The 11,438-nt window shown below is 61.1% G+C and carries 12 protein-coding genes; 7 read left to right on the plus strand and 5 right to left on the minus strand.

Going from position 1 to position 11,438, the window contains the following annotated elements; all coding sequences use genetic code 11:
• Positions 1–18: 18 nt before the first annotated feature.
• A complete protein-coding gene (locus FGK64_RS12330) occupies positions 19–1,428 on the minus strand; it encodes an aminotransferase-like domain-containing protein (RefSeq protein ID WP_138864070.1) in 1,410 nt (469 codons plus the stop codon).
• Between the two features lie 95 nt (positions 1,429–1,523).
• Between FGK64_RS12330 and FGK64_RS12335 the strand changes: the two genes are divergently transcribed.
• The gene (locus FGK64_RS12335) at positions 1,524–1,751 is read left to right on the plus strand and encodes a DUF1127 domain-containing protein (protein WP_138864071.1); all 228 of its coding nucleotides are present in this window, start codon (positions 1,524–1,526) and stop codon (positions 1,749–1,751) included.
• A gap of 182 nt (positions 1,752–1,933) precedes the next feature.
• On the plus strand, positions 1,934–4,012 hold the full coding sequence (locus tag FGK64_RS22745; protein ID WP_138864072.1) for a calcium-binding protein: 2,079 nt from the start codon (positions 1,934–1,936) through the stop codon (positions 4,010–4,012).
• Positions 4,013–4,045: 33 nt separating this feature from the next.
• On the opposite strand, the gene FGK64_RS12345 is transcribed toward FGK64_RS22745, so the two are convergent.
• Positions 4,046–4,468 carry a PaaI family thioesterase gene (locus tag FGK64_RS12345; protein ID WP_138864073.1) on the minus strand — a complete coding sequence of 141 codons (423 nt, stop codon included), beginning with the start codon at positions 4,466–4,468 and terminating at the stop codon, positions 4,046–4,048.
• Between the two features lie 117 nt (positions 4,469–4,585).
• On the opposite strand from FGK64_RS12345, the gene FGK64_RS12350 reads away from it, so the two are divergent.
• From FGK64_RS12350 to gluQRS, 3 genes are all read left to right on the plus strand, one after another.
• Positions 4,586–5,371: an enoyl-CoA hydratase gene (locus FGK64_RS12350; protein ID WP_138864074.1), complete on the plus strand. Its 786-nt coding sequence runs from the start codon at positions 4,586–4,588 to the stop codon at positions 5,369–5,371.
• Between the two features lie 275 nt (positions 5,372–5,646).
• Positions 5,647–7,005, plus strand: a complete 1,359-nt coding sequence (gene trmFO / locus FGK64_RS12355) for a methylenetetrahydrofolate--tRNA-(uracil(54)-C(5))-methyltransferase (FADH(2)-oxidizing) TrmFO (RefSeq protein WP_138864075.1) — start codon at positions 5,647–5,649, stop codon at positions 7,003–7,005.
• 73 nt (positions 7,006–7,078) lie between these two features.
• Positions 7,079–7,888: a tRNA glutamyl-Q(34) synthetase GluQRS gene (gene gluQRS, locus FGK64_RS12360; RefSeq protein WP_246057745.1), complete on the plus strand. Its 810-nt coding sequence runs from the start codon at positions 7,079–7,081 to the stop codon at positions 7,886–7,888.
• A gap of 4 nt (positions 7,889–7,892) precedes the next feature.
• Here the strand turns inward: gluQRS and FGK64_RS12365 are convergent, their stop codons facing one another.
• Positions 7,893–8,624 (minus strand): hypothetical protein, encoded by a 732-nt coding sequence (locus FGK64_RS12365; protein WP_138864077.1) that lies wholly within the window; start codon positions 8,622–8,624, stop codon positions 7,893–7,895.
• A 56-nt stretch (positions 8,625–8,680) separates the two neighbouring features.
• On the minus strand, positions 8,681–9,046 hold the full coding sequence (gene hisI, locus FGK64_RS12370; RefSeq protein WP_171054053.1) for a phosphoribosyl-AMP cyclohydrolase: 366 nt from the start codon (positions 9,044–9,046) through the stop codon (positions 8,681–8,683).
• A 78-nt stretch (positions 9,047–9,124) separates the two neighbouring features.
• On the opposite strand from hisI, the gene FGK64_RS12375 reads away from it, so the two are divergent.
• Both FGK64_RS12375 and FGK64_RS12380 read left to right on the plus strand, forming a co-directional pair.
• Positions 9,125–9,577 carry an iron-sulfur cluster assembly scaffold protein gene (locus tag FGK64_RS12375; protein ID WP_138864079.1) on the plus strand — a complete coding sequence of 151 codons (453 nt, stop codon included), beginning with the start codon at positions 9,125–9,127 and terminating at the stop codon, positions 9,575–9,577.
• Between the two features lie 52 nt (positions 9,578–9,629).
• Positions 9,630–11,036, plus strand: a complete 1,407-nt coding sequence (locus tag FGK64_RS12380) for a methyl-accepting chemotaxis protein (protein WP_138864080.1) — start codon at positions 9,630–9,632, stop codon at positions 11,034–11,036.
• 166 nt (positions 11,037–11,202) lie between these two features.
• Here the strand turns inward: FGK64_RS12380 and FGK64_RS22750 are convergent, their stop codons facing one another.
• Positions 11,203–11,325, minus strand: coding sequence for a hypothetical protein (locus tag FGK64_RS22750; RefSeq protein ID WP_281280409.1), 123 nt, complete (start codon positions 11,323–11,325; stop codon positions 11,203–11,205).
• Between the last annotated feature and the right edge of the window lie 113 nt (positions 11,326–11,438).

Genomic DNA, 11,438 nt, shown 5'->3' on the forward strand with positions numbered 1-11,438 from the left:
TATAATACCCCAATAAAATCACACGTTGATCCGCTCGGGCAGGTCGGTCAGCAGATCGCGAAGGCACACCATCGCGCCCTCGAAGGCCTCGATCGGGATTTGTGCGTTGATTGCGATGCGTACCGCATGAGGAGCACGGGCGTCGCGCAGGGTAAATTCATCCGAGGGCCGGATCTGCACGCCGCGCGCCTCGGCGGCCTGACAGAAGGCCGGCGCGCGCCACCCCTGCCCCAGACGCAGCCAGACAAAGGGCACGTCTTCGCGCCACGACAAATCGTAGGCGCCAAGGTGGTTCACCGCGACACGGATGTAGCGCGCGTATTCCGATTTCACCTTGTCGTGCAAAACGGGCAGTTCGGGGCACGTCAGCAGCCGTGCCGCCAGGTCGGCCATTGGCGCGGCAATGCCGAAGAAACTGTCATCCGCCGCGCGCCTCAGATCCAAGGCGCGCTGCTCCGGGGCCACGGCGAACCCAATCCGAAGCGAGGGCGTGAGGCTTTTGGAAATCGACGACGTGTACCAACTGCGTTCCGGTGCAAGACAGCGAAAGGTATCGGCCCGCGCCGGACCGATGCGGTAACAATCGTCTTCGAGAATTTGCAGATCGTAGCGTCGAGCGACCTCGACGATCTCGTGACGGCGCCATTCGGGGGTAAACAGGCAGGTCGGGTTGTGGACTTCGGGCGAGGTGCAGACGATCTGCGCATCATGGGCACGCGCGGCTTCTGCCAGCGCTTCGGGGATCAGCCCATGTTCATCCATCGCCACCGGAACCAGATCGGCGCGCAACAGCTCTGCCGCGCGGCGGAACCCGGGATAGGCCAGTTCCTCGACCAGAACCGCCGGGCGGCGCCCCCGCAACACGGCCTGCAGGATCAGTACAATCGCGTTCTGCCCACCGTGCGCCAGCACCACCTGCCCCTCGTCCAGTTTGCCCAGCGGCGTGCCGGTCAGCCAGCGCACCGCCGCTTCGCGCGCGTGCCGATACGCGGTATGGCTGGGGTAGTGCATCACGCCCGAGGGCGGCTCTTCGGCCACCTTGGCCATACACCGCTTTATCAGAGCGGATTGCCCTACGTTCGGCAGCGCAGGCGAAAACAGGCTTATCGGATAGGTCTTGCCCTCGGATCCATGCGGAACGGGCTCAACCGCGATGGGGGCTGTCGCAGGCGTTTCCGCCGGCTCCACCCGGCGCACAAAGGTGCCCCGCCCGACGCCTGCCACCAATAACCGCTCGTCCGTCAGGATTGTATAGGCCCGCGCAACAGTGCCGGGGGTCACGCCAAGCCGATAAGCCAGTTCCCGCACAGGCGGCACCTGATACCCCGGCGCCAGCTGCCCCGATTGTATGGCACTGCGGATCACACCAGCCAAAACGCGGTACTTCGGACCGGTTCCTGCGGCGAATCCAGACAAGATTGTATCCATCACAATTCTTTCTTGGACAGCGGTCAACTTTTCAATGTATCGCTAATGTACCAAAACATTTTACATTGTGTCAATACAATCGGAAAGGACATCCCATGGCACACACATCCACCTCGCGCAGCCTTGATATGCTTAGCATGGCGCCCCGCCTGCCGCTGATTGCGGCCCTGGCGATCCGAGTCGCGGATGTTGTCACCGTATGGGATCAGCGCCGCCGAACCCGAAAGGCCCTGAAGGATTTGGATAAACACATCCTGTGGGATATCGGCATCACCGAACATCAGGCGCAGAAAGAAGCGCGCCGCCCATTTTACCAACCCTGATCTACCCTGTCTGGCAACAGACCAACCTTGGCCGGGCATCTGCCCGGCCATTTTTTTGCCAAAATTCGCACAACGTTGTGTAAAAAGACATTTTCTTCTTATGCCGATGTGCCAGTATCGCGCGCGGAATCGGCCGGCCCGCAATTTTGCCCGGCCTTTGTTTTGCACTGGAGGAATTTTTAATGGTTGCGTTTCTTGGCGATCAGAATCTGATGTCATCGGCTGGTCTCGGCGTTTTTGTCTATGATCATACCGATGTTGTTCTGGCCGATGGGTCTGTTGTTCTTGCCTACTTCAGCTCATCCACCGGACCCCTGCATTTTTTTCGCTACGATCCTGATACCGGCACCACCACGCACCTGTCGTCGATGGGGGCCATCGGGTCGGGGTACGACACCCCCAGACTGATGGCGCGGGCCGATGGTGGGTTCACCCTGATCATGAAGACCGAGGTCGGTTACCTGACCGAGGATGACCGGATCACCAAGTTCGAATTCGACGCCAATGCGACCCAGCAATCCAGCTTGGAACTGGCCGCCGGCTTCCTTGAAATGCACGATGCGGTTGCGACAGACACCGGATTTTTTGTGGCCTATCGCGACCGGCGCCATTCCGACGGCGTGGAATACAAGGGCCGGTTCATCGACGCCGCAGGCAACGAACTGGCCACCGTCGATTTCAACGCAGGCAATATCAGCTTCAACCGCGCCGTTCCCGATGCCGTGGTCTTGGCGAATGGCAACGTCGCCGTGGTCTGGAACCTTAGCGACGTGCAAGGCACCCGGCTACAGATCTTCCAGCCCAACGGCACCCCGGTGACGGCGGCGCTGGACGTGACGCAATCCGCGCCCTCTGGGCTTTTGTCGAAACCGCCGGTGATCGCCGTGAACCCCGAAGGCGGCTTTGTGATCCTGAGCTATCAGAGCACCGACCAAAACGCGATCCACATCCAGAAATTCACCGATGCCGGTGCCAAGAAAGGCGCCGAGATCATTCTGGATGCCACCGTGGACGCCCCCTTCCCCTATGCTGGCGAGCCCAAGATTGGCTTCACCGCCAGCGGGCTGATGGTGGTTGGCTGGACGACGGACGGCACCAGCACCGACAACAAGAACGACGTATATATTTCGGTCCTCACTCAATCCGGTCAGCTTATCGCCGGGCCCCTGATGGCCGGAGAGAATATCCTCGATGACCAGAAAGAGGTTGGCTTTACCCAACTGAACGACGGCCGCCTGCTGTTCTCTTTCTTCGATGACACGAATGTCTGGCTAAGCCACCAGGCATCGATCCAGGCCCGCCTTTTCGAAGACCCGGATTGGATCTGGGAAGGCAATGGGCGCGACAACACGCGCGGCGGGACCGCCGGGAATGACGTGATGCTGGGCCTTGCTGGCGATGACATCATGAATGGGCGCGGCGGCGAGGATTACCTAAAGGGCGGTCGTGGCAACGACACGCTGAAAGGGGGCGGCCGGGCCGACATTCTTGAAGGCGAACTTGGCGATGACCAACTGATTGGCGGCGCTGGGAACGACCAACTGATCGGCGGCTACGGCAATGACACGCTTGGCGGTGGCGGCGGAGCCGACCAACTGTTCGGCGGTGACGGTGCTGACCTGCTGATCGGCGGTGCCGGGGCTGACATCCTGCAAGCAGGCCGTGGCAATGATGGCCTGCGCGGCGGCAACGGCGACGATGTGATGTCGGCCGAATCCGGGCGCAACAACTTTCAGGGCGGCGACGGCAACGACACCATGACGGGCGGCAGCGGCCGTGACCGGATGCTGGGCCAGAACGGGAATGACGTGATCGATGGCGGCGAAGGGCCCGACAAGCTGATCGGCGGCGCGGGCAATGACATTCTGCGCGGCGGCGATGGCAATGACGTGCTTCAGGGCGAAGATGACAACGATTTCCTGAATGGCGGCGCGGGCAACGACCGCGAATATGGCGGGGCCGGCAACGACACCTTCTACGACAGTGACGGCAACGATCGCTGGTGGGGTGGCGCCGGGTCGGATACCTTCCGGTTCCTCGATACCGACTTTGGCAATGACCGGATCAAGGACTTCGAATTCGGCGTCGATGTGCTCGACATGAGCACGACAGCCCGTGCGCTGGAATTTGCAGGAATGGATCCGATCCTGGTAACCGAAGTGCGCGCCGGGGTCCGGTTCGAGGTGAATGCCGACAACTGGGTGCTGATCGAAGGCGCCACGCTTGCCGATTTCGGCCCGAACGACCTTATTCTGTCGTAATAGGAGGGCGGGCATTGCCCCGCCCAGACACCTCTAGCGCGCGGGCGGGATCGAATAGGTCAGTGTCGCCCGCGCCACAAGATCGGGCGAACCTTCCGACCGCAGATGCACGTCGCCAATCGCCAGAACACGGCCCAGTTTCAGCAATTGCCCGGTGGCGATCAGATCGGCCCCGGCCGCCGGTTTACGCATGAAATCGATGGAGCAGTTCGTCGTCACTGCCAGCGCCTGCCGCCCGATGCGCGACAGCACCATCGCGTAGACGCACACATCCGCCAGCCCGAACATCGACGGCCCCGACACCGTGCCGCCCGGGCGCAGGTGCGTATCATTCACCACCAGCCGCATGGTGATGCCGTCCTCGGTCAACGCGTCGATCCGAAAGGCACCGCGCACCTGCGGAAACACCTCGTCAATGTACGCGGCAAGTTCGTCACGGTTCATCGCAAGCGTCATCTATCCCCCCCATAATTGCCGGTGTCGATTTGTGCCGACAATCGCGCCGGGCGCAACCCCTTGCGCCCCGACATGAAACCGCGCGATGCTGAGGCCGGCCACGGCAGGAGGACCGACATGACCATTCTGGAACGCACCGACGACGGCGCTGTCGCGCATTTGCGGATGAACGCGCCCGAGAGGCTGAACGCGCTGTCCGACGAAATGCTGGCCGCATTGCAAGTGGTGCTGGACCAACTGGCCGACGACAGTGCGATCCGGGCGGTTATCCTGTCGGGCGCGGGCAAGGCGTTCTGCGCGGGCCACGATCTGAAACAGATGACCGCCGCGCGTCAGGCCGAAGACGGGGGTCGCGCCAGCTTCGCCGATCTGTTCGACCGCTGCACCAAGGTGATGACGCGCATCCGCACCCTGCCCCAGCCCGTGATCGCCCAAGTCCACGGCATCGCCACCGCCGCCGGGTGCCAATTGGTCGCCACCTGCGACATGGCGATCGCCGATACGGACACCCGGTTTGGCGTAAATGGGGTGAATATCGGCCTGTTCTGTTCGACACCCATGGTGGCGCTGTCACGAAACATTGCCCGCAAGCAGGCGTTCGAGATGCTGACCACGGGTCAGTTCATCCCCGCGTCCGAGGCCGAGCGTCGCGGCCTGATCAACCGCGCCGTCGCGCCCGAGGCACTGGCCGAAGAGGCCCGCGCGCTGGCGCAAACCGTGGCAGGCAAGCTGGGCGCGGCGGTGCGCATCGGCAAGCGCGCCTTCTATGACCAGCTCGACATGAGTCTCGACGACGCCTATCGCCACACCGGCGCGGTGATGGTGGAAAACATGCTGCACCGCGATACCGAAGAAGGCATCGCCGCTTTCATCGACAAACGCTCGCCCGACTGGCAGCAGTAACCAGTTTCCATATCGGCGCCCGATTGTTTCCAAAACTGCGGTTTCAACTCGGGCGGGAATGTGGCAAATCTACGGCAAGGCAGGCAGCCCGGAGTTGTCGCCTTACGCTTTGGGCCGTCGTCCAGCGCCCGTCCCTCCAGCCGGCCTCTCTCCGGCATGATAGGTACTGCGACGGCCCCAGAAAGCCCTCCAAGCCCTTTTGGACTGCGCGATACAGCGATGTCGCGGCGTTGCGCCCATTGCTCTTGAGCCGCCTCTCGCCTACATGCAGCGGCATGAGCGATGTACTTCATATTGTCGGCGGCGGAATGGCCGGGTCCGAAGCTGCCTGGCAGGCGGCGCAGATGGGTGTAGACGTGGTCATCCACGAAATGCGCCCCGAGGTGGAAACCTTTGCCCACAAAACCGGCAATCTCGCCGAAATGGTTTGTTCCAACTCGTTCCGCTCGGACGACAGCGAACAGAATGCCGTCGGGCTGCTGCATTGGGAAATGCGCGCGGCGGGCGGCATCATCATGGCGCAGGCCGATGCCCATCGCCTACCCGCCGGTGGCGCGCTGGCGGTCGACCGTGATCCCTTTGCCGAGGCGGTGACCGCGCAGCTCATGGCGCATCCCCAAATCTCGGTCAGCTATGGTGAAATAACCGAACTGCCCGACCAAGGGCACTGGATCTTCGCCACCGGCCCGCTGACGTCTTCCGCGCTTGGCCGTGCCATACAGGCCGAAACCGGCTCCGAGGCGCTGGCCTTTTTCGACGCCATCGCGCCCATCGTTTACTTCGACAGCATCGACATGAGCCGCGCCTGGATGCAGTCGCGCTATGACAAGGGTGACACCGAGGAAGAGCGCACAGCCTATCTGAACTGCCCGATGGACCGCGATCAATACGAGGCCTTCATCGACGCGCTGCTGGCCGCCGACAAGGCCGAGTTCCACGAGGGCGAGACCGCCGGGTATTTCGACGGCTGCCTTCCGATCGAGGTGATGGCCGAACGCGGTCGCGAGACGCTGCGCCACGGTCCGATGAAGCCGGTCGGGCTGACCAATCCGCATCAGCCGGATGTGAAAGCTCATGCAGTGGTTCAACTTCGCCGCGATAACGCACTGGGAACGCTATATAATATTGTCGGATTCCAGACAAAGATGAAGTACGGCGCGCAAGCCGATGTTTTCCGTATGATTCCCGGGCTGGAGGATGCGCGTTTCGCCCGCTTGGGCGGCATCCACCGCAATACCTTCCTGAACTCTCCTACATTACTCGATGCGCGCATGCGCCTGAAATCGCGTCCGAATATCAGGTTTGCCGGCCAGATCACCGGAGTTGAGGGCTACGTCGAAAGCTCTGCCATGGGGCTGCTGGCAGGCCGTATGGCTGCCGGAGACATTCTTGGCACAAACATTGCACCACCTCCGCCCACCACCGCGATGGGTGCATTGGTGACCCATATCACCGGCGGGGCCGATGCGCGTACCTTCCAGCCAATGAACGTGAACTTCGGCCTGTTCCCTCCGGTCGAAGGCCTGAAAGGCGGCCGTCGCGGCCGCAAGGACCGCTATAAGGCCTATACGGACCGCGCCAAGTCCGATTGGCGCGATTGGCTGGACGCGACACAGAGTGAAGCGATAGCTTAGGATCGCGCCTCAAGGATTTGATAAATTGGGTTTTCGAACCAGGTTTGCACCTTCTCCAACCGGTCCTTTGCACATGGGCCACGCCTATTCCGCCATCCTCGCGCATGACATGGCCACCGCGAAGCACGGCCAGTTCCTGCTGCGGATCGAGGATATTGATCAATCTCGCGCGCGCCCCGAATGGGAGGCGCAGATATACGACGATCTGACATGGCTTGGGCTGACATGGCCCACACCTGTTATGCGCCAATCCGACCGCATGGCGGAATACCAGGCCGCAATCGCCAAGCTGCACGCCAAGGGACTGTTGTATCCCTGTTCCTGCACGCGGCGCGACATTGCCGCCGCTACATCGGCCCCGCAGGAAGGCGCGCCGCTGCTGGGGCCCGATGGGCTGATCTACCCTGGAACCTGCCGCCCGGACGTGCCGCCAAATCGGATCACGCCCGGACAGACGCTAAGGCTGAACATGGCGCAAGCGGTGGCGCATGTCGGCGACGTGTCATTCTACGAAACCGGCGAAGCGCCGGATGGCACCACCGGCGCCATCACCGTCAGCGCCGATGCGCTGGTGGAAACCGTCGGCGACGTGGTGATTGCCCGCCGCGATATGGCAACGTCCTATCACCTTTCGGTGGTCGTCGATGACGCGGCACAGAAGATCACCCACGTGGTACGAGGCCAAGACCTGTTCGACGCAACGCCAATTCACATTCTTCTTCAAAGGCTTCTCGGTCTTCCCTCACCCGTATATCACCATCACGCACTGATCCGGGACGATCGCGGCAAACGGCTGGCAAAGCGCGACGATGCCCGCGCCATCGCTCGCTATCGCGAGAACGGTGCAAGCGCCGCCGATGTTCGTGGCATGATCGGGGTTTAGGCCATCATTCAGTGCGCCACGGCTTTGGCATCATCTTCCACGCGCCATTGACAAAAATCAGCCCGTCCACCGACAATCCGGCATCCAGCCCGGGGCGCACGAATTCAAAAGCCACGATCGGCTGATCTCCGATGATGTGCTCGACCACATGGCGATAGCCCCCGGGGAATTCCCAACGGATATCATCGCCCGCCTTCAGCGCGCCCATCGTCGCATAAACCAGCCGCAATTCGCTTTGGCCCGGGTTCGGGCGCAGCTCTTCGTTGGGCGTGAACATCTTGTCGTAATAGGCAATCAGCCTGGTTGCCAACGGCTCTGCGTAGACCGCGCGCACATCTTCGGCCGTGGGTTTCAGCGCATAGGTCTTCGCCTTCAGATCGCCCGATTGCTCGACGAACCCCATCAGCAACTGCCGTGCATCCTCTTCCGACCCGGGGATCGGGCCCGCGGCCTCTTCAACGTCTTCCGGGCCAAGCAGCAATGTCGCCAGTGACACGGTTTCATCGTCCAGACAGGCCGTGTAGACGCGCTCCAGAACAGCACGACTTGCGTCAAGGTCCACCGGTCCATCCTGCGCGATCGCTCCCATCGCCCAAGCCGCGACCATCAGCTTGTCACGTTCGTTCGTGGCGCGAAGGGAATCGCCACAGGGCGCAGAGGGATCAAATCCCACCTCCTGCGCAGCCGCCGCCGAACCGATCACGCAACACAGGGCCGCCGCCAAAAATCGCGTCATTGAAACACTCCTGCAAAATAACCTGCGCCAATGCTAGCAGGCGCAGGGCGGCGCTGTCATGTGTCTTTCATCGGCCCCATCAACTCGACCTCCTGGCCATCGCGCACGGCGGTATAAAAACAGCTGCGCCGATTTGTGTGGCAGGCCGGGCCTACCTGACGCACTCGCAGAAGCAGACAATCCCGGTCACAATCGACCCGCAGATCGACCAATGTCTGCACATGACCCGAGCTTTCACCCTTGGCCCAGAACGCCTGACGCGAGCGTGACCAATAGGTGACCCGCCCGGTGTCCACGGTACGGGCCAATGACTGGGCGTTCATCCACGCCATCATCAACACCTCGCCGGTTTCGTCATCCTGCGCGATCGCCGGTATCAGACCGGCACTATCGAAACGCAGCGTTTTCGGGTCGAAACTCATCGGGAAAACCTTTTGCAATGCGGGATCGCGCGACTATGTATTGAGAACCTGCGCCAAGGGAAACCGCAAAGGGAAACCATGTCCGGCGAAAACGACCTGATCAAACTCTACTCGGCGCGCATTCTTGCGCTGGCCGCCGATATCCCGCATCTGGACCGGCTTTCCGCGCCCGGGGCTTCGGTCAAGAAACGTTCGCCCCTGTGTGGATCGACCATCACGGTGGATCTATCCATGAAAGACGGGCGGATTTCCGAATTCGGACAAGAGGTTAAGGCCTGCGCATTGGGTCAGGCGGCGGCGTCGGTCGTGGGCGCGGCGATTGTGGGAGCCACAAGGGCGCAGATTGAAACCGCGCGCGCGCAACTGAAGGCGATGCTGAAAGAAGACGGCCCTGTCCCGGACGCCCCGTTCGACGGACTCGAAGTGTTGATTCCTGCTCGGGAGTACAAGAACCGGCACGCCTCGATCATGCTGGCACTGGATGCCGCGGCCGAGGCATGTTCGCAGGCCGAACAGGCGGATTGCGCTTAATCCGAAGGTAATGAATTCGTCCTAACGTCCCGTTGAAGCTGCGGAGATCGGGATGAACACACAGGCAAGACTGGTCGCGCCGCATGACGCGACCAACGAACTCACTACGTTGAACAGCCTGGCGGCCATTCTAGCGTATGAGTTGGTGGATATTTCGGGCTTCCTTGACCAGGTCCGCAAGGACTCCGAGCAACAGCTGAACTCGGTTAACGATCTGCGCCATCAGGCCAAAGCGATCGTAACGGCCAATGGCGCGGTGCTGAACTTATCGGATACTCTGCACGAGCGATCCTGTAACATGCTTGACGCAGTCGAACATTCGGTGAGCTTCGTTCAGGATTCATCGGAACGCTCACGGTCGGTTGCAACCTGGGTTCAGGCGCTCTGCCACCGGATGAACGAAGTCGGCAAGGCTTTGGAAGCTGTTGAAAAGTCAAACGCTGAAATCGCCGATATCGCGCGGCACGTGAACATTCTTGCCGTGAACGCCAAGATCGAGGCGGCCCGCGCGGGCGAAATGGGCCGCGGCTTCGGCGTTGTTGCCGAAGCCATCAATGAACTGTCGCAAAAGACGGCGCTGGCGGCTCAGGATATCGCGGGAAAAATCGGCGCGCTGTCCGGATGGGTCGGGAACCTGCGAACGGAGTCCGCCGACATCACGCGGGACGCCGACCTCGTCATAGAAAAAAGCGCCGAGGCGGATCGCATCCTCGGCAAAATCTCTGAAGAAGCCCGCGAAAATGACAGCGCCGCCCGCGCCATCCGCGACGAAGCAAAAAAGGTCGGGTCTGCCACGACTGTCTTTGCGCCTACCTTCGACAGTATCTGCACGTCTTTCGAAACGACCGAAACAGGGCTGGCCGCGACACACAAGCGAATCACGGCATTGGTCGACAAAAGCGAAGGCATGGTTCAGGCCGCAGTTTCTTTGGGCGGGACCAGCAAGGATGCGCCATTTATCGCCCGCGTTCAGGAGGATGCGGCGCGCATCTCTGACCGGTTTGCCCATGCCGTGCAGTCAGGCCGAATTACAATGGGTGATCTGTTCGATACGGACTACAAGGCGATACCTGAAACCAATCCCGAACAATATTCCACTCGGTTCACCCGCCTGACGGACGAGTTGTTGCCAGAGATCCTTGAATCTGCGCTGTCTTTCGATCCCAAGGTCGTGTTCTGCGCCGCCGTCGACACGAATGGCTATCTGCCGACACATAATCGAAAATTTTCCCAAAAGCCCGGCAACGATATCGCATGGAACACTGCCAACTGCCGAAACCGTCGCATCTTCGATGACCGCGTCGGACTGAAGGCTGGTCGCAGCACGCAGCCATTCCTGCTTCAGGTCTATCGCCGCGACATGGGCGGTGGAACTTTCGCAATGATGAAGGATTTGTCGGCCCCGATCACCGTCAACGGGCGCCATTGGGGCGGATTGCGGATGGCCTATAGGTTCTGACAGAAAAAACCGCCGCACACCCCGGGCGGGTGGCGGCGGCAGGTTTTGCGTGTCTCATGTGGGACAGGGTCGTTTCATGCAAACCGGGACAGGCAAGTCAGCGCACCAGGATTGGGACAGAGGCGCGCAGATGAAACAACCGGCATGAGAGTCGCAGGCAGAACCTTCAAACAAGCCCGGGCAAGTGCAGGGCGACAAGCAACATCACAACAAGCGCCGCGGCGCCAGCGGCATCCTGAACCAAGGTCGGTTTGGCGCGGTTCAAAACAGATTTCAGATCGGCGGGCATGGCATTGATCCTCGGGTTGCTGTGTTGCCACTTTGTTCTCACAAGCGACAAGCAAAGTAAAGAACTTTTAAGGAACATATAAGAACATTCGGTGAAAGAATCTTTATCCGGGC

The sequence above is a fragment of the Arenibacterium halophilum genome (assembly GCF_005938225.1).
Taxonomy (GTDB): domain Bacteria; phylum Pseudomonadota; class Alphaproteobacteria; order Rhodobacterales; family Rhodobacteraceae; genus Arenibacterium; species Arenibacterium halophilum.

Excerpts from the sequence above, each read along its gene's own strand:
- FGK64_RS22750 (WP_281280409.1), bottom strand. The coding sequence starts at position 11,325 with ATGCCCGCCGATCTGAAATCTGTTTTGAACCGCGCCAAACCGACCTTG.
- FGK64_RS12345 (WP_138864073.1), bottom strand. The coding sequence starts at position 4,468 with ATGACGCTTGCGATGAACCGTGACGAACTTGCCGCGTACATTGACGAG.
- FGK64_RS12375 (WP_138864079.1), top strand. The coding sequence starts at position 9,125 with ATGTCCGGCGAAAACGACCTGATCAAACTCTACTCGGCGCGCATTCTT.
- FGK64_RS12350 (WP_138864074.1), top strand. The coding sequence starts at position 4,586 with ATGACCATTCTGGAACGCACCGACGACGGCGCTGTCGCGCATTTGCGG.
- hisI (WP_171054053.1), bottom strand. The coding sequence starts at position 9,046 with ATGAGTTTCGACCCGAAAACGCTGCGTTTCGATAGTGCCGGTCTGATA.
- FGK64_RS22745 (WP_138864072.1), top strand. The coding sequence starts at position 1,934 with ATGGTTGCGTTTCTTGGCGATCAGAATCTGATGTCATCGGCTGGTCTC.
- trmFO (WP_138864075.1), top strand. The coding sequence starts at position 5,647 with ATGAGCGATGTACTTCATATTGTCGGCGGCGGAATGGCCGGGTCCGAA.
- FGK64_RS12330 (WP_138864070.1), bottom strand. The coding sequence starts at position 1,428 with ATGGATACAATCTTGTCTGGATTCGCCGCAGGAACCGGTCCGAAGTAC.
- FGK64_RS12335 (WP_138864071.1), top strand. The coding sequence starts at position 1,524 with ATGGCACACACATCCACCTCGCGCAGCCTTGATATGCTTAGCATGGCG.
- FGK64_RS12365 (WP_138864077.1), bottom strand. The coding sequence starts at position 8,624 with ATGACGCGATTTTTGGCGGCGGCCCTGTGTTGCGTGATCGGTTCGGCG.
- gluQRS (WP_246057745.1), top strand. The coding sequence starts at position 7,079 with ATGGGCCACGCCTATTCCGCCATCCTCGCGCATGACATGGCCACCGCG.
- FGK64_RS12380 (WP_138864080.1), top strand. The coding sequence starts at position 9,630 with ATGAACACACAGGCAAGACTGGTCGCGCCGCATGACGCGACCAACGAA.